This window comes from Mycolicibacterium chubuense (assembly GCF_001044255.1).
Lineage (GTDB): Bacteria > Actinomycetota > Actinomycetes > Mycobacteriales > Mycobacteriaceae > Mycobacterium > Mycobacterium chubuense.
Window position 1 is genome coordinate 52,697 of sequence record NZ_JYNX01000061.1, and the last position, 20,364, is coordinate 73,060.

A 20,364-nucleotide genomic window follows, 5' to 3' on the forward strand; every position below is an offset into this window, starting at 1 on the left:
CGGCATGATCGGGGGATGGCCCCGACAGACGGTCGAGGCGTGGCCGTGGCGGGAATCCTCGGGGCGGCGGTGCTGGCCGCGCTGCTGCTGGTGCCTGGGCTGAGGCTGGGCGTCGACCGACCCTGGCTCGGTGTGGTCGTGATCGTGGTGCCGGTCGTGGTGCTCCTGACCGCGACGGGGCACCGGCATTACGGGTTCGTCCGGGCGACCCTGGTCGCGGTGGTCGTGACGCTGCTCGGCGCCGCGGTGAGCTGGGTGGTGGCGCTGTTCACTCTGGTCAAAGCGCTCAGCGGCGTGGGCATCGGTGTGGGGTGGACCGTGCTGCTGTTCCTGACGCCTGCGGTGTCGGTGATGGCACTGGGTGCGCTGGCGCTGCGGTTCGTCCCGACGAGTGACCAACGTCCCGTGGCGAGACGATCTAGCGCCCTGACGCTCGGGGCTCACGCCGGCGGACGATCGCGGTCATGAAATCTCTGATCATCTGTGTGTCGGTCTCCAACGGGAACACCCGTCGGGTGGCCGACAGCATGGCCGAAGTGCTGGGCGCCGACGTCGTGACACCCGAGGCGGTCGACGTCGATTCGCTCGGGCAGTACGACCTCATCGGATTCGGGTCGGGCGTCTACTTCATGGCGGTGCATCCGCGGCTGTGGAATCTCGTGCGCCGGTTGCCGACGGACGACACCGGCACTCGGCGCGCGTTCACGTTCTTCACCAGCGGCGCGCGCCGGATGCGCCTGCTGGATTACGGCGGCCCGCTGGGCCGCAAGCTCGCGGCGAAGGGCTTCGACGTGCTGGATTCGTTCTGGTGTCTTGGTTGCGACACGGTCGGTCCGTTGAAACTCCTCGGCGGGGTCAACAAGGGACGGCCGAACGAGACCGACCTCGAGCAGGCCGCGGCGTTCGCAGAGCGGCTTCGGCGGCGGGTCGAGATCGCGCAGGCACCACCCATGCTGTGACGCAGGTTCCCGAGACGGGTACACCACGGCCGTGTGGACAGTGAGCAGACAGATTCCCGCGCCCGCCGACGCGGTGTGGCACCTTCTCGTCGACCTCGACGCGTGGCCGCAGTGGGGGCCCACCGTCGCGGGCGCCGAACTCGACGGCGGCGGGTTGGAACTGGGGGCGACGGGCCGGGTGTGGACGCCGGTGGGAGTGCCGCTGCCGTTCACCATCACCGAACTCGACCAGGGGCGGTCCTGGGCGTGGCGCGTCGCCGGTGTGCCCGCCACGCATCACGGGGTGGAACCGACCGCCGACGGGTGCCGGGCGTGGATGAGCGCGCCGGTGTGGGCGCCCGCCTATCTGCCCGTGCTCGCGGTGGCGCTGGGGCGCATCGAGGCGATGGCGGTTGATTCCGGCGCCGACGGGTAACCCTGCGCCGTCGGGACACCCCTATCGAGGAGCACATCGTGATCGGAACCATCATCGGCGCCATCGTCGTCGGTCTCATTGTCGGAGCACTGGCCCGGCTGGTCATGCCCGGCAAGCAGAACATCGGCGTGCTGATGACCATCGTGCTCGGCGCCCTCGGGTCCTTCCTGGGCGCCTGGGTGTCCTACAAGCTGGGCTACTCGAATCAGAACGGCGGATTCAAGATCATCCCGTTCCTGGTCGGCATCATCTTCGCGACCGTGCTGATCGCCGCCTACCTGGGCATCACCGGCCGGCGCGGCACGAAGCCACGCGTCTAGATGGCCATCACCGAATCCCGCGAGACCGTCATCGCGGCGTCGCCCGCGGAGATCATGGACGTGCTGTTCGACCTCGAGTCGCTGACCGAATGGTCCTCGGCGCACCAGGAGGTCGAGATCCTCGAACGCGACGACCAGGGCCGGCCCGCCCGGTCCCGGCAGGTGGTCAAGATCGTCGGCATCAGCGACGAGCAGGTGCTCGACTACGCGGTCCACGACGACGGTGTCAGTTGGACGCTGGTGAGCTCCTCGCAGCAGCGCGCTCAGGACGCCCGGTACACGCTGGTCCCCGAGGGCGACACCACGCGGGTGACGTTCGAGTTGACCGTCGATCCGACGGTGCCCCTGCCGGGGTTCGTCGTGAAGCGGGGCGCCAAGGGACTGATGGAGACGGCCACCGAGGGGCTGCGCAAACGGGTGCTCGACCTCAAGGGGCGGTGATCGGGCCGAAAATTTTTCGGCCTGACCCGCCCGACGGATCAATCGTCGAGTACATCGTCGGTGCCGCATCTGCGCGGATCAGCCGGGTCGTGTCGGCAGATCGGGACTACGGCAGCCGGTACAGCGACGGAATAGCTTGCGGGTGGTGGGTAGCGGCTTTACCGTGAGCCACACCACATTCCCCACCCGAAGGATCGCCGATGGAGCGCAACGGTGGCGACGTCGTCGTCGAGACGCTGACGGCGCTCGGCGAGTCGCACGTCTTCGGGATCCCCGGGCAGAACGCGCTGGGCCTGTTCGACGCGATCCGGCGCAGCGACCTGACGTTCGTCAGCTCGCGGGTCGAGAACAACTCGGCGTTCGGCGCCGACGGTTACGCCCGAGCCACCGGCCAGGTCGGTGTGCTGTTCCTGTCGACCGGACCGGGTGCGCTGACCGCACTGGGTGCGCTGCAGGAGGCCTACGCCACCGGTGTGCCGCTGCTGGTGATCGTCAGCCAGGTGCCGCGGGCGGCGATGGGCCTGCGGCGCGGTGCGTTGCACCAACTCGACGATCAGCAGCGCAGCGCCGTCAACGTCACGAAAAGCACTGCGGTGGCCCAGCATTCGGGCCAGCTGCCGAGTCTTCTCGTCGACGCGTGGTCGCTGGCGCAGTCCGCGCCCGCCGGTCCCACCTGGGTGGAGATCCCGCAGGACGTGCTCCTCGAGCCGACCGATGTGCCGCCGGTGACCTCCGTCGTCACCGCCGTCACGGCTCGCCCGCCCCGTGCCGAGGTGGTCGCCGAGGCCGCGGCGGCACTCGCCGCCGCGCAGCGACCGGTGATCCTGGCCGGCGGTGGCGTGCGTCGCTCCCGCGGCGGCGCGCAGGCACTGGTCGCGCTCGCCGAACTCCTGGACGCGCCGGTGGTGTCGACCGTGGGCGGCAAGGGCGCCATCCGGTTCGACCATCCGCTGTCCGCGGCGTCGTGGATCGAGGACCGGCACACCACGTCGCTGCTCGAGGACGCCGACGTGCTCCTCGCGGTGGGCACGGCGATGGGGGAGGTGACGAGCAACTACTTCACCCTCACCCCCAAGGGCGCCGTGATCCACGTCGACGCCGAAGCCCGGGTGCTGGCGGCCAACCATCCGGCGCTCGCCGTCCACGCCGATGCCGCGCAGGCGCTGACCGCGATCGCCGCCCAGGTGACACCGCGGACGAGTACCGACGGCGCCGACATCGCCGCGGCCCTGAGGGCGGCCGTCGAGGACCGGCTCGCCGGCCAGGACGTCACGGCCGAGCGCGCACTGATCCGTGCTCTGCGGTCGGCGACTCCCGCTGCGGCACAGACGTTCTGGGACATGACGATCGCCGGGTACTGGGCGTGGTCGGCGTGGGACCCGCTCGACGGCGAATTCCACTCCGCGCAGGGAGCGGGCGGACTGGGCTTCGCGTTCCCCGCCGCGGTGGCGGCCGCGATCGGCACCGGGCAGCGCACGCTCGCCGTGTCCGGCGACGGCGGCGCGATGTACTCGATCGCCGAGTTGGCCACCGCACGTCAGCACGACGCGGACGTCACGTGGCTGATCGTCGACGACGGCGGCTACGGCATCCTGCGCGAGTACATGACCGGGGAGTTCGGCCAGGCCACCGCCACCGAGCTCGCCCGGCCCGACTTCGCCGCTCTGGCAGCCAGTTTCGGTGTCCCCGCGCACCGGGCCACCCTGGACACCGTCGGCGAGGTCGTCGCCGGCACCTTCACGGCACGCGGACCCGCCGTTGTCGTCCTTCCCGCAACGCTGCGGATGTTCTCAGCCACCTAGGAGTTCACCATGGGCAAGCCGCTCGACATCGCGATCATCGTCGTCTATCTCGTCGCCATGCTGGCGTTCGGTTTCTGGGGCAAGACCAGGACCAAGGACTCGGCCGACTTCCTGGTCGCGGGGCGCCGGCTGGGCCCGACGCTCTACACCGGCACGATGGCCGCCGTGGTGCTGGGCGGCGCGTCGACCGTCGGCGGCGTCGGCCTCGGCTACAAATGGGGTCTGTCGGGGATGTGGCTGGTGGTCTCCATCGCGGTCGGTCTGCTGGCGCTGAGCCTGTTCTTCGCCGGCCGCATCCAGCGGCTGCGGGTCTACACCGTCGCGCAGATGCTGCGGCTGCGCTACGGCGTCGACGCCACGTCGTCGTCCGGGCTGGTCATGGCCGCCTACACGCTGATGCTGTCGGTCACGTCGACAATCGCCTACGCCACGGTGTTCAACGTGCTGTTCGGCACCGACCGCACGATCTCGGTGATCATCGGCGGCGCGGTGGTGATGCTGTACTCGTCGATCGGCGGCATGTGGTCGATCACGCTCACCGACATGGTGCAGTTCATCCTCAAGACCATCGGCGTCTTCGCTCTGCTGCTGCCGTTCACGCTGAGCAAGGCGGGCGGCTTCGCCGGTATCCGGGAACGCGCGGGCGATGCGGTGTTCGACCTCGGGGCGATCGGGATGCCCACCATCATCACGTTTTTCGTCGTGTACAGCTTCGGCATGCTGATCGGCCAGGACATCTGGCAGCGGGTGTTCACTGCGCGTTCCCCGCAGGTCGCCAAGTGGGGCGGCACCACCGCGGCGCTGTACTGCGTGTTGTACGGCATCGCCGGCGCGGTGATCGGGATGGCGGCCTCGACGTTCCTTCCCGATATCGAGGCCAAGGACGACGTGTACGCCCAGATCGCGGAGAGCATCCTGCCGGTGGGGATCAGCGGGCTGGTGCTCGCCGCGGCGGTCGCGGCGATGATGTCCACCGCATCCGGAGCGCTGATCGCCACCGCGACCGTCGCCCGCACCGACGTGAAACCGTTGCTGCAGAGGCTGATCGGACGTCCTGCTGAATCGGAGAACGCGGAGCGGGACGTGCACTCCGACCGGCTGTACGTGGTGGTGCTCGGTATCGTGGTGATCGTCATCGCCGCACTGCTGAACGACGTGGTCGCCGCGCTGACGATCGCCTACGACATCCTGGTGGGCGGGCTGCTGGTCGCCATCCTGGGCGGATTCCTGTGGAAGCGGGCCACCGGGGCCGGAGCGCTGTGGTCGATGGCGGTGGGCACCGTCGTCACGCTGGGCACGATGGTGATCGTCGGCGACGTGCTCGCCAACGAGCCCATCTACTACGGGCTGGCCGCCAGCCTCGTGGTCTACGTGATCGCGAGCCTGGCGACGCCGCGCACCTCCCCCGAGGTGCTCGACGAGTGGGACGCCCGGCTCGCGGGGCGGGAGCGCGCCGACCAGGGGGCCCCGCGCACCGTCAGCTGACCGGCACGATGTCGGCGGCGCCCAGCCGTGCACCGTCGGCGGTCTCGTCGTCGGGCATGGCCTGGCTCTCCCGCTCGGCGGCGACGCGGGCCAGGTAGTGCGCGATCTCCCGATCCTTCTGCTCGTCGGACCATCCGAGCACCGGAGCCATCAGATCGGCGACTTCCGAACAGGATTCGGTGCCTCGGTCGAATGTCTCGATCGAGATGCGCGTGCGCCGGCACAGGATGTCGTCCAAGTGCAGCGCGCCCTCGTGGGTGGTGCCGTACACCACCTCGGCGCGCAGGTAGTCGTCGGCCGCCGCCAGCGGCGCACCGAGCGACGGATCTTCCCGGATCAGGGCGAGGATCTCGCCGATCATCGAGCCGTACCGGTTCAGCAGCGCGGCGATCCGCGACTCGTTGAGGCCGGACTCGGCCGCCAACTGGGTCCGGGCATTCCACATCGCCCGGTAGCCCTCGGCGCCCAGCAGGGGGACGTCGTCGGTGATGCATCCCGGAATCCGACGGTCGAAGGTCTCACCCAGGCCGTGGACGGCCTCGTCGACCGCGTCCTTGGCCATCACCCGGTAGGTGGTGTACTTGCCGCCGGCGATCACCACCAAACCCGGAACACTGTGCGCCACAGCGTGTTCGCGTGACAGGGCGGACGTGTCGGCGCTCTCGCCCGCGAGCAGCGGCCGTAGCCCCGCGAACACGCCCTCCACGTCGGCCTCGGTGAGCGGTGTCCGCAGCACCGCGTTGACCTGGTCGAGCAGGTAGCGGATGTCCTTCTGGCTCGCCGCCGGATGGGCCTTGTCCAGCGACCAGTCGGTGTCGGTGGTGCCGATGATCCAGTGTCGGCCCCAGGGGATGACGAACAGCACCGAGGTCTCGGTGCGCAGGATGATCCCGGTCGAGGAGCGGATGCGGTCCCGCGGCACCACCAGGTGGATGCCCTTGCTCGAGCGCACGTGGAACTGACCGCGCTCGTTGGCCAGCGTCTGGGTGTCGTCGGTCCAGACACCGGTCGCGTTGATGACCTGACGCGCCCGAAGGGTGTGCTCACGGCCGGATTCCAGGTCCACCACGCGGGCACCGGTGACCCGCTCACCCTCGCGGATCAGGTCGACCACCCGGGTGCGGGTGGCGACCCGCGCACCGTAGGCGGCCGCGGTGCGGGCGATGGTCATGGTGTGCCGGGCGTCGTCGACCTGCGCGTCGTAGTACTGGAGGGCGCCGACGAGCGAGTCCTTGCTCAGCGACGGTGCGGCGCGCAGCGCACCGCGCCGGGTCAGGTGCCGGTGCAGCGGGACCCCGGCGCCGTGGCCGGACGCTTTCGACATCGCGTCGTAGAGCGCGAGCCCGGCGCCCAGATACAGCCGCTCCCATCCGCGGTGCTTGAGCGGATAGAGGAACTTGACGGGCCGGACCAGGTGCGGCGCCAGCTTCTCGAGCATCAGCCCGCGTTCGGAGAGCGCCTCGGCGACCAGGCCGAAGTCGAGCATCTCCAGGTAGCGCAGCCCGCCGTGGATCAGCTTGCTGGAGCGGCTCGACGTCCCGGAGGCGAGGTCGCGGGCCTCGACCAGACCGGTCCGCAGGCCCCGGGTGGCGGCGTCGAGGGCGGCGCCGGCGCCGACCACCCCGCCTCCGATGATCAGGATGTCGAGCGGTTCGTCGGCCATGTCGGTCAGGGCGGCGTCACGGTTGCGGGGGGACAGGGGGAGGGATTGCATGAGTTGACCTTTCGGGGTCGATGGTGTCGGGGGTGCGGTCAGCTGACGTCCACCCAGTCGAGCGTGCGCGAGACGGCCTTGGTCCACTGGGCGTGGCCGGTCTGCCGCTGCTCGTCGGACCACTGCGGTTGCCAGCGCTTGTCTTCGAGCCAGTTCTTGCGCAGCTCGTCGGTGTCCTTCCAGAACCCGACGGCCAGCCCGGCGGCGTAGGCGGCGCCCAGCGCGGTGGTCTCGGCGACCACGGGCTTGACCACGTCGACCCCGAGCACGTCGGCCTGGATCTGCATGCACAGGTTGTTGGCGGTGATGCCGCCGTCGACCTTGAGCACCTCCAGGTGCACGCCGGAATCGGCCTCCATCGCCTCGACGACGTCGCGGCTCTGGTAGCAGATCGCCTCGAGCGTCGCGCGGGCCACGTGGGCGTTGGTGTTGAACCGGGACAGCCCGACGATCGCGCCGCGCGCGTCGGACCGCCAGTGGGGTGCGAAGAGCCCGGAGAACGCCGGCACGAAGTAGACTCCGCCGTTGTCCTCGACCTGCCTTGCCAGCACCTCCGATTGTGCTGCGCCGCTGATGATCCCGAGCTGATCGCGCAGCCACTGGACGGCCGAGCCGGTGACGGCGATGGAACCCTCCAGCGCGTAGACGGCGTCGGCGTCACCGAGCTTGTAGGCGACCGTGGTCAGCAGTCCGGACTTGGATCGCACGATGTCGGTGCCGGTGTTGATCAGCATGAAGTTGCCGGTGCCGTAGGTGTTCTTGGCCTCGCCCGGTGCGAAGCACACCTGGCCGACGGTGGCCGCCTGCTGGTCGCCCAGGGCACCGGTGAGCGGCACTTCGCCGCCCAGCGGGCCATCGGCGAGGGTCATGCCGTACGGCTCCGGGGAGGACGAGGGCACGATCTCGGGAAGCATCTGACGCGGAATCCCGAAGAGCGACAACAGCTCGTCGTCCCAGTCCAGGGTCTCCAGGTTCATCAGCATGGTGCGGCTTGCGTTGGTCACGTCGGTGACGTGCACGCCGCCGTGACTGCCGCCGGTCAGCCGCCACAGCAGCCAGCTGTCGGTGTTGCCGAACAGGGCCTCGCCGCGTTCGGCGGCCTCGCGGACACCGTCGACGTTGTCGAGGATCCACTTGATCTTGCCGCCGGAGAAATAGGTCGCCGGCGGCAGACCCGCCGTGTGCCGGATGGTGTCACCGTGGCCCTCGGCTTCCAGCGCGCTGGCGATCCGGTCGGTGCGGGTGTCCTGCCAGACGATCGCGTTGTAGTAGGGCCGGCCGGTGCGCTTGTTCCACACCACGGTCGTCTCGCGTTGGTTGGTGATCCCGAGCGCGGCGAGGTCGCTGCTGACCAGACCGGCCTTGCCGAGCGCGGTCTGGATGACCGAGGAGGTGCGCTCCCAGATCTCCACCGGGTTGTGCTCGACCCAGCCGGCCTGCGGCAGGATCTGTTCGTGTTCGAGCTGATGTGCGGCGATCACGTTGCCGCCGTGGTCGAAGACCATGAAGCGGGTGCTGGTGGTGCCTTGGTCGACGGATCCGACGAAATCGGGCATGGGAATGGCCTTCCTGTTGGGGTGGGTTCGGTGGTTGGGGTGTTCAGCGGTCTTGGAGGGCGGCGGGTTGCTCGACGCCGATCTCCTGGGGCTGGGTCGCGGGGGGCAGGAACCTCTCGATGCCGTAGACGAACAGCGCACCGCCGATCAGACCGCCGATGATGGGCGCGACGATCGGCACCCAGACGTAGAGTTCGGGGCCGTTCGCCGAGAACATCGCCTCCTGATAGCCGGTGATCCAGGACGCCAGGCGGGGGCCGAAGTCGCGTGCCGGGTTGATCGCGTAGCCGGCGTTGGTGCCCCACGCCATGCCGATCGCGACGACGAGCAGACCGATGATCAGCGGTGCGGTGTTGGCCAGCGGCGGATTGTTGATGGCGCTGGTCAGCGCGAAGATCACCATGACCAGCAGCGCGGTGCCGACGATCTGGTCGGCGAACGCGGTCATGACCGACACGCCCTCGCCGGGTGAGGTGGAGAAGATGCCCTGGGTGGCCTTGGTGTGGCCGGCGTCCACGGCGGCGATCTGGTCGGCGTAGACCACGCGGACGATCAACGCCCCCACGAATGCCCCGATCATCTGAGCTCCGATGTAGGGCAGCACTTTTCGCCGTTCGAAGCCACGGAAGACGGTGAGCGCCACGGTGACCGCGGGATTGAGGTGGGCGCCGCTGATCCGGCCGGCGACGAAGACGGCCATCGTCACGCCGAGCCCCCACCCGAAGGCGATCGAGTTGTGATCGCCCGAGGTGACCGAGTCGGGGAACCCGCCGGTCACCACCTGGGCGACCACGCCGCAGCCGAACAGGACCAGGATCGCGGTGCCCAGCAGCTCGCCGGACAGTTCACCGAGTAGTGGGTGTTTGGTTTTCATCGTTGCTTCCTCCGTGTCGGTACGTCCCTTGAAGCGGGCACTCGATCGATGACGTGCTGCGAACGTAAGGAGGGAATGTGACGCGCATCAACCGGCGTTGTTCGACAATGTCGAACGGTGCGCAGTGGCCCCCGTCTCAGCGCCTTCAGTCAGGAGCATCTCCATGCCCGGTCCCATCCAGGCCATCGCCCGCGCCACCGCGATCATCGACCTGGTCGAACGCAGTGGGCGCGCGATGCAGTTGCGCGAGATCGCGCAGGAGGTGGACCTGTCCAAGACCACGACCCACGGCATCCTGCGCACCCTGGTCGACCTCGAGTACCTCGATCAAGATCCCGACACCGGGGACTACTCGCCGGGTCCGCGGCTGTCCTCACACGACGTCGTGGAGCTGGACGGCAACGACCTGCGCTCGGCGGCGATGCCCTGGGCGGATGCGCTGGCCCTGAGCACCGGCACCGAGGTGCTGATGACGATGCTCGACGGTCAGGAGGCCGAGATCGTCCACCATGTGTTCCGTCCGGACGACCGGCGCCAGACCCTGCGGGTCGGTGAGCGCCTCCCACTGCACGCCACGGGATGCGGCAAGCTCCTGCTGGCGTATTCTCCTCTGCGAGAACGACTTCTGCGCAACCTCACGCTGGACCGCCTCACCCGACGGACATCGACCAACCGGTCCCGGCTGGCCGCGGCGGTGGAGCGGATCAGGGCGGAGGGGGTCGCGACCGCAGACGGCGAGTGCGATCCGGACTCCGCCGACATCGCGGTTCCCGTGCACGGTCGGCGTTCCACGGTGGCGGCGATGGCGGTGCACGGGGCGCCGGAGGAGTTGCTGCGCAGCGACGGGACGCCGCGCGAGGACCTACTCGACGATCTGCGGCGCGCGGCCGCGGCGGTGATGCTGGCGCTCGAGTCGGCCCGGTGAGCGATCAACGGGTGATCGCCGCCATCGACCTCGGCACGACGTCTGCGCGCTGCATGGTGTTCGACCAGCGCGCCCGCATGCTCGCCATCGCGCAGCGCGAGCAACGCCAGAGCTTCCCGCAGCCGGGCTGGGCCGAGCAGGATGCGCTCGAGCTGTGGCGCAACGTGCGCCGCATCGTGCCCGAGGCACTGAAGGCGGCGGGGCTGGACCGCTCCCACGTCGTCGCTCTCGGCATCGCCAACCAACGGGAGACCACGGTGGTGTGGGATCGCCGCACGGGCCGGCCGGTGGCGCCCGCGATCACCTGGCAGGACACCAGATCCGGACCGGTGGTCGACCAGATCGCTTCGCACGCCGAAGATTTCCGCCGGATCGCCGAACTCGACCCGGCCACCTACTTCGCCGCGCCGCGGCTGCGTTGGCTGCTCGACAACGTCCGCGGGCTCGAAGCGCGGGCCCGCAGGGGCGACGTCCTGTTCGGCACGCTGGAGTCGTGGCTGATCTGGAACCTGACCGGGGGACCCAAGGGCGGCGTCCACGTCACCGACGTGACCAACGCGAGCAGGACCCTGCTGATGGATCTGCACACCTTGCGGTGGAGCTCGAAACTGTTGGGCATCTTCGACATTCCGGAGGCGATGATGCCCCGGATCGTGTCGAACGGCGAGGTGTACGGCCGGTGCGCGACGGTCGTTCCCGGAGTGCCCATCGCGGCGGCGCTGGGCGATCAGCAGGCTGCGCTGTTCGGCCAGCTGTGCTTCGAGCCCAGCGACGCCAAGTGCACCTACGGCACCGGCGCCTTCCTGTTGATGAACGTCGGCACCTCGATCGTCCGGTCCGACCACGGCCTGCTGTCGACGGTCGCGTACGCGGCGCCGGGGGAGGAGACCAGGTACGCGTTGGAGGGGCCGATCGCGGTCGCCGGCTCGCTGGTCCAGTGGTTCCGCGATGCGCTCGGGGTCATCAACACGGCACCGCAGATCGAGACGCTGGCGCGGACCGTCGAGGACAACGGCGGCTGCTACATCGTGCCCGCGTTCTCTGGAATCTTCTCTCCGCACTGGGATTCCGAGGCCCGCGGCATCGTGGTCGGCCTGACGTCCTACATCACCCGGGGGCATCTGGCGCGCGCGGTGCTGGAGGCGGTCGCGTGGCAGACGTGGGAGGTGGTGAACGCGATGACGATCGACTCGGGGGTGCCGCTCGCACGGCTCGCCGTGGACGGCGGGATGACGTCGAACCACCTGCTCATGCAGTTCGTCGCCGACGTGCTCGACGTCCCGGTGATGCGGCCCTTCGTGTCCGAGACGGTGTCCCTGGGCGCGGCCTATGCTGCCGGGCTCGCGGTCGGGTACTGGCCGGACCGCGCGGCCCTGCGCGCCCACCGCCACGTCGCCGCGGCGTGGTACCCGGACATGGATGCGCGGCTGCGCAGACGGGAGGCCGCCGGCTGGCGGTCGGCGGTGTCCCGGGCGCTGACGATCGACGAGGCTGTCGCCACCGACGCCGAGTCATGAGAAGCGCCGACCGTCTGACGAAGGAGTGATGACCGTGTTCCGCCTGTCCACGATCGGCGCCGTGCTGGTGTCCCTCTTGTTCCTCATCGGTTGTCAACGGACAGAGCCTGTTTCGGAGCCGACGCCGTATCCCTCGGCGCCGATCATCATGACCGCCGGCGCGGGCCCCGGCAGCGGTTTCGACCTGACCATCCGGTCGGTCGTCGAGGCGCTGCAGGACGCGCACCTGGTCGATGTGCCGCTGACCGTCGAGAACCGGCCCGGCCGCAGCGGAGCCGATCAACTCGCGACCATGGTGGAGCAGCACGCCGGCGCCGACGACCAGATCTCCGTCACCTCGCTGTCGATGATGATGAACCAGATCCGCGGCGTCTCGCCGTACGGCTACCGCGACGTCACCATGATCGCCCGTCTGATGACGGAGTACTACGTCGTCGTCGCCGACCCGGCATCGCCGTTCGCGACGCTCGGCGACGTCATGTCCGCCGTCGAGCAACGTCCCGCTGATGTCGCCGTCGGTGCGGCGAAGGACGACGAGGCACCGTTCGACCTCCTCGTCTCCGCGGCGGGCGGCACTGCTTCGGCGGTGCGCTACACGCCGCTGGAAGGGGGCGGCGACCAGATCGAAGCGCTGCGGGCGGGCCACGTCCCCCTCGCGATCGGAGGGCTCAGCGAGTTCGTCGACGAGATCAGGGCCGGGACACTGCGGGGGCTGGCGGTGCTGGCCGAGAACCGCGTGCCCGGCCTCGATGTCCCGACCGCCCGCGAGCAGGGGCTCGACGTCACGCTGTCGAACTGGCGGGGACTGTACGGGCCACCCGGCATGCCCGAGCAGGCGCTCGCCTACTGGCAGAAGGTGCTCGGCGAGATGGTGCAGACGCCGACGTGGCAGCGGATAGCCGACCAGCGGCAGTTCACCACCGCGTTCCTGGCCGGTGCCGACCTGAACACCTTTCTCGCCGAGACCCAGGCCGACGTGACGAAGGCACTCGACGACGCCGTGCGCTGACTCACGTCGCTGGCGTCGAGCGCCTCATCACGCCGTTGAGCAGGCGGGGCGAGACGAGGTCGAGTGCCCTCAGCGGCAACGTCTTTCGGGGCGCGATCCGCACCGGGCGCATCCGTGCGGCGTACACCATCCAGTCGGCCGCCTCGTCGGCGTGCAGCGCCGCCAGCCCGTCGTAGGCGCGGGTGGGTGCGATCATCGGTGTTGCCACCAGCGGGTAGTAGATGGTCGTGGCGTGCACCCCGGAGTCGGCCAGCTCGTTGTCGATGACCCGGCTGACCGCACTCAATGCCGCCTTGGACGCGTTGTAGACGCTGAACAGTGGCGAGGACTCCGGCATCACCCGCCAGCTCGAGATGTTGATGATGTGGCCGTCGCCGCGCGCCACCATGCCCGGGGCGAGGCCGCGGATCAGGCGCAGCGGGCCGTAGTAGTTCAGTGCGATCGTGCGTTCCACGTCGTGCCAACGCTCGAGGGAATCGAGCAGTGGTCGCCGGATCGACCGGCCCGCGTTGTTGATGAGCACGTCGATCGGTCCGACGTCGCGCACCAGCTGGTCGATCGCGTCGAGGTCGGCCAGGTTCGCGGCCATCGCGACCGCGGTGCCGCCGCGCTCGGTGATCCGTGCGACGACATCGGCCAGCAGATGTTCCCGGCGTGCGACGGCGATGACGGTGGCGCCGCATGCCGCGAGCTTCCCGGCGGCAGCCTCGCCGATGCCCGAGGACGCCCCGGTCAGCAGAATCCGCTTGCCGCGCAGATCGATCGGCGTGCCCATCGGCACACGGGGCAGGGGCCGCATCCCGGCCAGCCGCAGGGCCCGCCGCACCCTCGCCACCCCGCGTCGCTGGTTCACCGTCTCGATTCTCCGGCATGGCACGTCTTCTGCGGCGGGATCGGACGATGTCGCCGTGGACGCCACCGGCGATCAGCGGGAGGTGACGGCCATCCGCGCCGCGAGCGCCACGTACGTCGCGGCGAAGGTGCGCCGCATCCACGTCACCACGCGAGGACGCCTGATCACGTGCGTCCGCACTCCGGCGGCGAAGACGCCGTAGGCCGCGAACATCACGAGGGTGACCGCCATGAAGACGCCCGAAAGGCCGACCATCCGCAGGAACGCCGGACCGGCGGCCGGGTCGACGAACTGCGGCAGGAATGCGAAGAAGAACAGGGTCAGCTTGGGGTTCAACACGTTGACGCCGACCGCGGTACCGACGATGCGCCACGGCCCGGGCGGCGTCGCGGGCGACGACTCGGCGACCAACTCTGAGTCGTCACGCCAGGTGAGCCACGCGAGGTAGAGCAGGTACGCGACACCCAGATACTTCAGCGTCTGAAACGCCACCGCGCTGCTGTGCAGGATGGCCGCCAGCCCGCTGACCGCCGCCACCATGTGCGGGACGATCCCCAGCGTGCACCCCACGGCGGCGACGATCGCCGCGCGGGTGCCGTGTGCCAGTCCCGTGGCCACGGTGTACAGCGCGCCGGTGCCCGGGGTGGCGACCACGACAAGGGTGGTCAGCAGGAAGGCCAGCGACATCTAGCTGCAGACCGCGCCGCCGGCCGCTGAACCGACCAGCTTGGTGTACTTGGCCAGCACGCCGGTGGTATAGCGCGGCGGCAGCGGCTCGAAACCTGCCTTGCGCGAGTCGAATTCGGCCTCGTCGACCAGCACGTCGAGCGTGCCCTTGGCGACGTCGAGGCGGATGCGGTCACCGTCGCGCAGGAATGCGATCGGGCCGCCGTCGACGGCCTCGGGCGCGATGTGCCCGACGCACAGTCCGGTGGTGCCGCCGGAGAACCGGCCGTCGGTCATCAGCAGCACGTCCTTGCCGAGGCCCGCGCCCTTGATCGCGCCGGTGATCGCGAGCATCTCCCGCATGCCCGGACCGCCCTTGGGGCCCTCGTAGCGGATCACCACGACGTCGCCGTGGGTGATGGTGCCGTCCTCGAGCGCATCGAGTGCTGCCCGCTCACGCTCGAAAACCCTTGCGGTGCCCTCGAAGACGTCGGAGTCGAAGCCCGCCGACTTCACCACCGCACCCTCGGGCGCGAGTGTGCCGTGCAGGATCGTGATGCCGCCGGTCGGGTGGATCGGCTCGGAGAGCGCGCGCAACACCTTGCCGTCGGGGTCCGGGGGCGCGATGTGCGCGAGGTTCTCGGCCATCGTCTTGCCGGTCACGGTGAGGCAATCCCCATGCAGCAGACCGGCATCGAGCAGCGCCTTCATCACGACGGGCACCCCGCCGATGCGGTCGACGTCGTTCATCACGTACGAGCCGAACGGCTTGACGTCGGCGAGGTGGGGCACCTTCGCGCCGACACGGGTGAAGTCCTCGAGCGTCAGCTTCACGTTGGCCTCGGCGGCGATCGCCAGCAGGTGCAGCACCGCGTTCGTGGAGCCGCCGAACGCCATCACCACGGCGATCGCGTTCTCGAACGCCTCCTTGGTGAGGATGTCGCGGGCGGTGATGCCGCGGCGCAGCAGTTCGACCACCGCGATGCCGCTCTTGCGGGCGAAGCCGTCGCGGCGGCGGTCGGTGGCCGGGGGAGCGGCCGAACCGGGCAGCGACATTCCCAGCGCCTCGGCGGCCGAGGCCATGGTGTTGGCGGTGTACATGCCGCCGCAGGCACCCTCGCCCGGACAGATCGCGCGTTCGATCGCGTCGACGTCCTCGCGCGACATCAGCCCGCGCGCGCAGGCGCCGACGGCCTCGAACGCGTCGATGATCGTGACGTCCTTCTCGGTGCCGTCGCTGAGCTTGGCCTTGCCGGGCAGGATCGACCCGGCGTAGAGGAAGACGCTGGCGAGGTCGAGCCGGGCGGCGGCCATCAGCATGCCGGGCAGCGACTTGTCGCAGCCGGCAAGCAGCACCGATCCGTCGAGCCGCTCGGCCTGCATGACGGTTTCCACGCTGTCGGCGATGATCTCCCGGCTCACCAGCGAGAAGTGCATGCCTTCGTGACCCATCGAGATGCCGTCGGACACCGAGATGGTGCCGAACTCCATCGGGAAGCCGCCGGCTTCGAAGACGCCCTCTTTCACGGCCTTGGCGAGCCGGTCCAGCGACAGGTTGCACGGCGTGATCTCGTTCCACGACGACGCGACGCCGATCTGCGACTTGGCGAAGTCCTCGTCACCCATGCCGACCGCACGGAGCATGCCGCGGGCGGCGGCCTTTTCGAGACCGTCGGTGACGTCGCGGGAGCGGGGCTTGATGTCAGGCGTGGTGGTGGCGTCTGGGGACTGTGAGGGCATGGGCACGATTATGCGCCTGGCGTTTCACCCGGCCAAACCGTTATAGATACCCCCGTGGGGTACTAGTACGCTGGGCGCATGATGCCGATCGCCCGTGTGGTGGCCGCCGTGTTCGCCGCCGTGATGCTGGCCGGGTGCGGCAGTTCCGGGTCGTCGTCGGGCGGTGGGGCGCCCACGTCGACCGACACCCCGGTGATCACCGGCGAACCGGCCGGGTTCAACGCCCACGACGTGACGTTCGCCCAGCAGGTGATCGACCATCACCGCCAGGCCGTCGCGATGGCGAAGCTGGTGCCGGACCGCTCGACCAACGCGCAGCTGGCCGCGCTGGCCGCCCGCATCGCCGAGGAGCAGCAGTCCGAGATCAACACCCTCAACGTCTTTCTCGTGCAGTGGAACGAGCAGCCGAAGCTGGGCCAGGCCGACCAGGAGGCTCCGGATCAGACCATGCCCGGCATGGTCGACCCGGCGACGATCACGCGGTTGGAGTCGCTGCGCGGCCCCGAGTTCGACAGACTGTGGCTGCAGTCGATGGTCGGTCACCATCAGGGGGCGATCGAGATGGCGAAGGCGGAGATCGCCCAGGGCGAGAACGTCGACGCCGTGTCGATGGCCAAGACGATGGTGTCGACGCAGCAGGCCGAGATCGGGCAGATGAACACGATGCTGGAGGGCAACCCGTGACCGAAGCAGACGACACCGGCGTCCACGGCTACTCCGCGCAGAAGGAGAACTACGCCAAGCGGCTGCGCCGCATCGAAGGACAGGTGCGCGGCATCGCGAAGATGATCGACGAGGACAAGTACTGCATCGACATTCTCACGCAGATCAGCGCCGTCAACAGCGCCCTGCAGTCGGTGGCGCTCGGGCTCCTCGACGAGCACCTCGGCCACTGCGTCACCCATGCCGTGGAGGCCGGCGGCGCCGAGGCCGACGCGAAGCTCGCCGAGGCGTCCGCGGCGATCGCGCGCCTGGTCCGCTCCTGACGCCTCACCCGTCGGGGTCTCCGCGCAGCAACTCCTCGGGGTGATGGGCCCGGTTGACGCCTGGTGGTGCCTCTCCGTCGGTCCAGGCCAGCCGGCCGTCCTCGGTGACGGCGGTCTGCCAGTGCCCGTCGGTGACCAGCTTGTGGTCGGGTCCGCACGCGAAGTACAGCGCGTCGGCGTCCGTGCGGCCGTCGGGATGCCAGGCCGGGCTGTGGTGTACCTCGCTGTGGTACCCGGGCTCGAGACAGCCCGGACGCGTGCAGCCGCCGTCGCGCGAATAGCAGATGATGCGCTGATCGGCCGTGGCGATACGGCTCTGGCGGCCGAGGTACAGCGGCCGCTCAGTGTGGTCGTCGAAGACCGCGAGATAGTGAATCGCGTCGGCGGCCATGCGCACCAGGTCCCGCATGGGTAGCGCTGTCGAGCCGCCGGTACGGGCCGGGGCTGGCATCGAGACGCCCGGATCGACCACTGCGTGGGCGGCCTGCTCGAGCTCCGCCAGTGTGGTGCGCACGATGACGGTGACCGGGTGTCCGCGATGGGAGCCCATCTCTGTCGTGCCCAGGGCGATTTTCAGGCCGAGTTTGATGCCGTCGTGACAACGCTGGGCGGGGCTCCGCTCGTCGCGGTTCTGCGCTTCGACGGTCCCGTCGGGTTGATGGCGTCCTGGGCGAACGGCCGCAGCGACGGCCTCGATAGAGGCCCGCGCCTCCGGGTCGACGAAGCCGGTCAACTTCGACATGCCGTCGCTGCCTTGCGCGCCGAGGGTGAGGCCCCGGCGGCGCGCGCGGTCGGATTCGTCGTAGTGGCCATCTGGGTTGAACACCTCGTCGAGCCGCCTGCCGAGTTCGGTCACGAAATCGGCGTCCTGCTTGGCAGATTCACGCACCAGGGTGGCTTCCACCTCGGTGCGGTCGGTGACCGAGGTGCAAGAGGGCAACTTGGCCATCGTGTTGGCGATCGCCTTCAGATGGTCCTCACCCAGCGTGCCCTGCGCCGTCGCGTCAGCGACCACGGGGAGCAGCGGCGGCAACGCGGGCCCGGACACCTGGCGCCGCGCACACAGCAGCGCGGCGGTCCTGAAGCGCCGGGTGACCTCGCGCACCGGGATGCGCAGCCGTGCGGCCAGTCGCGGCTTGATGGCCGGGACGCTCCCGCTCTCGTCGGGCGGGTCGGCGAGTTGACCGAAGACCTGGTACATCAGCGCGCGGTTGCGGCGCTCCTGGAGTTCCAGCCGTTCTGCCATCGTCATCCGGAATCCGGAACCGATTGAATCGGAGGGGGTTTCGATCATCTCGGCATAGGCGGCGTCGACCTGGTCCAGCAAATCGCTGAACCGGTCTCGCGCCGCGGCGCCGCCGACGTCACCCATACCGCCACGGTAGGCACGGCAGGGATTGACGTCGACGTCGGAACAGCAACGCGCAGTGGATCTGTGGATGAATCCGGCTCTGTGGATGAAACTCTCACTGCGGCGGGGCGACGTCCTCCGGACGTTCGGGCGTGACCGCGGTCGTCCGCTGACGCAGCCGACGGTGTTCGGCCACCAGCCAGCCCACCCCCGCCGACAGCGCCAGAACGGCGATCACGACGCCGGCCGTGGCGAGTCCGCTGCGGCCGACGGCGAACCCGGTGAGCGAGAGCGCGAACGCGAGCAGTCCCGCGGCGATCAGGGTGTGACCGGGCCAGCTGGCCGGGTCCTTGAGCGTCTCTCCGGCGACGGGACCCACCGGCTGCGCCTCCTCGGGCATGGCGTGTTCTCTGTGTGTGTCCATGTCAGTGAGACGGTGTCAGCGGGGGCGATCCGAACGCCGAACCCGTGTGGTTCTGCTCACCCGGCGCCGAGCCAGTGATGCAGTCGTTCGTAGATCCGCGGGTGGTTGAGCAGATCGAAGTGATGCAGGCCGGTCAGCACCAGGCCGTCGTCGTCACCGAACGGCAACCGGCGCTTCCGGCCCCGCCCCGCCGCACTCGACGGCCGCACCAGGTGGTCGCCGAACAGCATGCCCAGCGCCGTCGGCGCCGCGGAGGTGGCGACGAAGTGGTAGCGGGCGTGCGGGAGGAACGGCGCCTCGCCGCACCGGTCCCGCAGGAACTCGTCCGGATGGGCCTCGGCCCAGTCGTCGTCCAGCACCGAACCGAAGCGCAGGTCCTTGATGCCATCGCTGCGCAGGTTGAGCAGCTCGGCGATCGCGCGCGTCTCCCGCAGGCGAATCAGCAGCCACGTCGCGGCGTTCACGCCCTTCTCCAGGTCGGCGCCCAGGTGCGGCGAACCCAGACACACCACCTGCTGCGTCGCCCGGGTCCATCGACGGTTCCGTTCGTGGCCGTAGTGGCACGCCGACCGGGCCACGAGTCCGCCCATCGAATGACCGATCAGCGCGATCCGGCGCACCGGCACCGGCCACACCTCGACCAGCCGGGTCAGCAACTCGTCGAACGCCCGACCGTTGGTCGAGATGTGCAGACCGGTGTTGTACCGGATCTGCACCGGCGTGAACCCGAGGTCGTGATGCAACCGTTCGCCGTACCACCGCGCGTCCGCCCCCTCCATGGGCCGCGGCGAGCGGTGCCACGACGACTCCGTCTGGCACAGCCCGTGCAGGAACACCGCCAGCGTGTCGGTGGGCGCCGGGAAGGCGTCGGTCACCGCGTCGGGCGTGAGCGGCACCGGACGCCCGGCCACCCGCACCGCCATCGGCGCGGCCAGCGCGTTGTCGCGGTCGGCCAGTTCGTCGCCGTAGATGCCGTTGAGCGCGGCGATGGCTTCGGCGACACCGGGCCGCTCGTCGAGGGGGGCGTCGTCGTCGAAGGCCAAACCGGCGATTGCGAGACCGGCGACCGCCGGGGGCAGCCGGTGTCCCGTGGCATCGAGGGCGTCGCAGACGGCGCCGGCGATCGCGTCGTGCACGCACTCGACCGGCCGCGCCGCCGGCCCGATGGAGCGGAAGACGCGCCCGGCGATGCCGGTGTGCAGGCCGCGCACCAGTGTGTTCAGCACGGTCAGGCCCTCGGCGGCCACCTCGCCGAGGGACTCGATGTCCGTCGTCCGCATCCCAGCACCCTTCAGTGAACGACTGTTCTTACTGAAGAGTAAGGTCT

21 protein-coding genes are annotated in these 20,364 nt (G+C 69.6%); 12 read left to right on the forward strand and 9 right to left on the reverse strand.

What is annotated here, in order from left to right; genetic code table 11:
- Positions 1-15: 15 nt before the first annotated feature.
- The 7 genes from MCHUDSM44219_RS22935 to MCHUDSM44219_RS22965 all read left to right on the forward strand — a co-directional run bounded on the left by MCHUDSM44219_RS22935 (position 16) and on the right by MCHUDSM44219_RS22965 (position 5,422).
- Complete coding sequence (locus MCHUDSM44219_RS22935; protein WP_048420563.1) at positions 16-468, forward strand: hypothetical protein; 453 nt, start codon at positions 16-18, stop codon at positions 466-468.
- Complete coding sequence (locus MCHUDSM44219_RS22940) at positions 465-959, forward strand: flavodoxin family protein (protein WP_048420564.1); 495 nt, start codon at positions 465-467, stop codon at positions 957-959. The genes MCHUDSM44219_RS22935 and MCHUDSM44219_RS22940 overlap by 4 nt, the downstream gene beginning before the upstream one ends.
- A 31-nt stretch (positions 960-990) precedes the next feature.
- A complete protein-coding gene (locus tag MCHUDSM44219_RS22945) occupies positions 991-1,374 on the forward strand; it encodes an SRPBCC family protein (RefSeq protein WP_048420565.1) in 384 nt (127 codons plus the stop codon).
- Positions 1,375-1,412: 38 nt separating this feature from the next.
- Positions 1,413-1,694: a GlsB/YeaQ/YmgE family stress response membrane protein gene (locus MCHUDSM44219_RS22950; protein ID WP_048420566.1), complete on the forward strand. Its 282-nt coding sequence runs from the start codon at positions 1,413-1,415 to the stop codon at positions 1,692-1,694.
- A complete protein-coding gene (locus MCHUDSM44219_RS22955) occupies positions 1,695-2,135 on the forward strand; it encodes an SRPBCC family protein (protein ID WP_048420567.1) in 441 nt (146 codons plus the stop codon). It abuts the gene before it with no gap.
- 200 nt (positions 2,136-2,335) lie between these two features.
- Positions 2,336-3,937, forward strand: coding sequence for a thiamine pyrophosphate-binding protein (locus MCHUDSM44219_RS22960; protein WP_048420568.1), 1,602 nt, complete (start codon positions 2,336-2,338; stop codon positions 3,935-3,937).
- 9 nt (positions 3,938-3,946) lie between these two features.
- Positions 3,947-5,422: a sodium:solute symporter family protein gene (locus tag MCHUDSM44219_RS22965; RefSeq protein ID WP_048420569.1), complete on the forward strand. Its 1,476-nt coding sequence runs from the start codon at positions 3,947-3,949 to the stop codon at positions 5,420-5,422.
- Here MCHUDSM44219_RS22965 and MCHUDSM44219_RS22970 read toward each other — a convergent pair.
- Genes MCHUDSM44219_RS22970 through MCHUDSM44219_RS22980 form a run of 3 tightly spaced genes read right to left on the reverse strand, consistent with a single transcriptional unit; the run spans position 5,415 to position 9,566 of the window.
- Complete coding sequence (locus MCHUDSM44219_RS22970; protein WP_048420570.1) at positions 5,415-7,136, reverse strand: glycerol-3-phosphate dehydrogenase/oxidase; 1,722 nt, start codon at positions 7,134-7,136, stop codon at positions 5,415-5,417. The genes MCHUDSM44219_RS22965 and MCHUDSM44219_RS22970 overlap by 8 nt on opposite strands.
- A 38-nt stretch (positions 7,137-7,174) precedes the next feature.
- A complete protein-coding gene (gene glpK, locus MCHUDSM44219_RS22975; RefSeq protein ID WP_048420571.1) occupies positions 7,175-8,692 on the reverse strand; it encodes a glycerol kinase GlpK in 1,518 nt (505 codons plus the stop codon).
- Positions 8,693-8,735: 43 nt separating this feature from the next.
- A complete protein-coding gene (locus MCHUDSM44219_RS22980) occupies positions 8,736-9,566 on the reverse strand; it encodes an MIP/aquaporin family protein (RefSeq protein WP_048420572.1) in 831 nt (276 codons plus the stop codon).
- Between the two features lie 163 nt (positions 9,567-9,729).
- On the opposite strand from MCHUDSM44219_RS22980, the gene MCHUDSM44219_RS30545 reads away from it, so the two are divergent.
- The 3 genes from MCHUDSM44219_RS30545 to MCHUDSM44219_RS22995 are packed head-to-tail and all read left to right on the forward strand — an operon-like array spanning position 9,730 to position 13,017.
- Positions 9,730-10,491, forward strand: a complete 762-nt coding sequence (locus MCHUDSM44219_RS30545) for an IclR family transcriptional regulator (RefSeq protein WP_048420573.1) — start codon at positions 9,730-9,732, stop codon at positions 10,489-10,491.
- Entirely contained in the window at positions 10,488-12,008 is a 1,521-nt protein-coding gene (glpK, locus tag MCHUDSM44219_RS22990; RefSeq protein ID WP_109777913.1) for a glycerol kinase GlpK, read from the forward strand. Before MCHUDSM44219_RS30545 ends, glpK (MCHUDSM44219_RS22990) begins: the two co-directional genes overlap by 4 nt.
- A gap of 28 nt (positions 12,009-12,036) precedes the next feature.
- A complete protein-coding gene (locus tag MCHUDSM44219_RS22995) occupies positions 12,037-13,017 on the forward strand; it encodes a tripartite tricarboxylate transporter substrate binding protein (protein ID WP_172506309.1) in 981 nt (326 codons plus the stop codon).
- A gap of 1 nt (position 13,018) precedes the next feature.
- Here MCHUDSM44219_RS22995 and MCHUDSM44219_RS23000 read toward each other — a convergent pair whose 3' ends face one another.
- The 3 genes from MCHUDSM44219_RS23000 to ilvD form a co-directional block, all read right to left on the reverse strand.
- Positions 13,019-13,870 carry an SDR family oxidoreductase gene (locus tag MCHUDSM44219_RS23000; protein WP_269084098.1) on the reverse strand — a complete coding sequence of 284 codons (852 nt, stop codon included), beginning with the start codon at positions 13,868-13,870 and terminating at the stop codon, positions 13,019-13,021.
- A 72-nt stretch (positions 13,871-13,942) separates the two neighbouring features.
- Positions 13,943-14,557 (reverse strand): LysE family translocator, encoded by a 615-nt coding sequence (locus MCHUDSM44219_RS23005; RefSeq protein ID WP_048420574.1) that lies wholly within the window; start codon positions 14,555-14,557, stop codon positions 13,943-13,945.
- Positions 14,558-16,276 carry a dihydroxy-acid dehydratase gene (gene ilvD / locus MCHUDSM44219_RS23010; protein ID WP_048420575.1) on the reverse strand — a complete coding sequence of 573 codons (1,719 nt, stop codon included), beginning with the start codon at positions 16,274-16,276 and terminating at the stop codon, positions 14,558-14,560.
- A 78-nt stretch (positions 16,277-16,354) separates the two neighbouring features.
- Between ilvD and MCHUDSM44219_RS23015 the strand changes: the two genes are divergently transcribed.
- Positions 16,355-16,960, forward strand: a complete 606-nt coding sequence (locus MCHUDSM44219_RS23015) for a DUF305 domain-containing protein (RefSeq protein ID WP_048420576.1) — start codon at positions 16,355-16,357, stop codon at positions 16,958-16,960.
- The gene (gene ricR, locus MCHUDSM44219_RS23020; RefSeq protein WP_048420577.1) at positions 16,957-17,262 is read left to right on the forward strand and encodes a copper-sensing transcriptional repressor RicR; all 306 of its coding nucleotides are present in this window, start codon (positions 16,957-16,959) and stop codon (positions 17,260-17,262) included. Before MCHUDSM44219_RS23015 ends, ricR begins: the two co-directional genes overlap by 4 nt.
- Before the next feature lie 4 nt (positions 17,263-17,266).
- Here ricR and MCHUDSM44219_RS23025 read toward each other — a convergent pair whose 3' ends face one another.
- From MCHUDSM44219_RS23025 to MCHUDSM44219_RS23035, 3 genes are all read right to left on the reverse strand, one after another.
- The gene (locus MCHUDSM44219_RS23025) at positions 17,267-18,634 is read right to left on the reverse strand and encodes an HNH endonuclease signature motif containing protein (protein ID WP_048420578.1); all 1,368 of its coding nucleotides are present in this window, start codon (positions 18,632-18,634) and stop codon (positions 17,267-17,269) included.
- A 94-nt stretch (positions 18,635-18,728) separates the two neighbouring features.
- A complete protein-coding gene (locus tag MCHUDSM44219_RS23030) occupies positions 18,729-19,037 on the reverse strand; it encodes a 6TM ABC transporter family protein (protein WP_131722344.1) in 309 nt (102 codons plus the stop codon).
- 56 nt (positions 19,038-19,093) lie between these two features.
- Positions 19,094-20,317: a lipase family alpha/beta hydrolase gene (locus MCHUDSM44219_RS23035; RefSeq protein ID WP_048420580.1), complete on the reverse strand. Its 1,224-nt coding sequence runs from the start codon at positions 20,315-20,317 to the stop codon at positions 19,094-19,096.
- Positions 20,318-20,364: the final 47 nt, after the last annotated feature.

What these genes read in the sequence shown, in the direction of transcription:
- MCHUDSM44219_RS22935 (WP_048420563.1), top strand. Translation starts at nt 16, where the DNA reads ATGGCCCCGACAGACGGTCGAGGCGTGGCCGTGGCGGGAATCCTCGGG.
- MCHUDSM44219_RS22940 (WP_048420564.1), top strand. Translation starts at nt 465, where the DNA reads ATGAAATCTCTGATCATCTGTGTGTCGGTCTCCAACGGGAACACCCGT.
- MCHUDSM44219_RS22955 (WP_048420567.1), top strand. Translation starts at nt 1,695, where the DNA reads ATGGCCATCACCGAATCCCGCGAGACCGTCATCGCGGCGTCGCCCGCG.
- MCHUDSM44219_RS22960 (WP_048420568.1), top strand. Translation starts at nt 2,336, where the DNA reads ATGGAGCGCAACGGTGGCGACGTCGTCGTCGAGACGCTGACGGCGCTC.
- MCHUDSM44219_RS22965 (WP_048420569.1), top strand. Translation starts at nt 3,947, where the DNA reads ATGGGCAAGCCGCTCGACATCGCGATCATCGTCGTCTATCTCGTCGCC.
- MCHUDSM44219_RS22970 (WP_048420570.1), bottom strand. Translation starts at nt 7,136, where the DNA reads ATGCAATCCCTCCCCCTGTCCCCCCGCAACCGTGACGCCGCCCTGACC.
- glpK (WP_048420571.1), bottom strand. Translation starts at nt 8,692, where the DNA reads ATGCCCGATTTCGTCGGATCCGTCGACCAAGGCACCACCAGCACCCGC.
- MCHUDSM44219_RS22980 (WP_048420572.1), bottom strand. Translation starts at nt 9,566, where the DNA reads ATGAAAACCAAACACCCACTACTCGGTGAACTGTCCGGCGAGCTGCTG.
- MCHUDSM44219_RS30545 (WP_048420573.1), top strand. Translation starts at nt 9,730, where the DNA reads ATGCCCGGTCCCATCCAGGCCATCGCCCGCGCCACCGCGATCATCGAC.
- MCHUDSM44219_RS22995 (WP_172506309.1), top strand. Translation starts at nt 12,037, where the DNA reads ATGACCGTGTTCCGCCTGTCCACGATCGGCGCCGTGCTGGTGTCCCTC.
- MCHUDSM44219_RS23005 (WP_048420574.1), bottom strand. Translation starts at nt 14,557, where the DNA reads ATGTCGCTGGCCTTCCTGCTGACCACCCTTGTCGTGGTCGCCACCCCG.
- ilvD (WP_048420575.1), bottom strand. Translation starts at nt 16,276, where the DNA reads ATGCCCTCACAGTCCCCAGACGCCACCACCACGCCTGACATCAAGCCC.
- MCHUDSM44219_RS23015 (WP_048420576.1), top strand. Translation starts at nt 16,355, where the DNA reads ATGATGCCGATCGCCCGTGTGGTGGCCGCCGTGTTCGCCGCCGTGATG.
- MCHUDSM44219_RS23025 (WP_048420578.1), bottom strand. Translation starts at nt 18,634, where the DNA reads ATGGGTGACGTCGGCGGCGCCGCGGCGCGAGACCGGTTCAGCGATTTG.
- MCHUDSM44219_RS23030 (WP_131722344.1), bottom strand. Translation starts at nt 19,037, where the DNA reads ATGGACACACACAGAGAACACGCCATGCCCGAGGAGGCGCAGCCGGTG.
- MCHUDSM44219_RS23035 (WP_048420580.1), bottom strand. Translation starts at nt 20,317, where the DNA reads ATGCGGACGACGGACATCGAGTCCCTCGGCGAGGTGGCCGCCGAGGGC.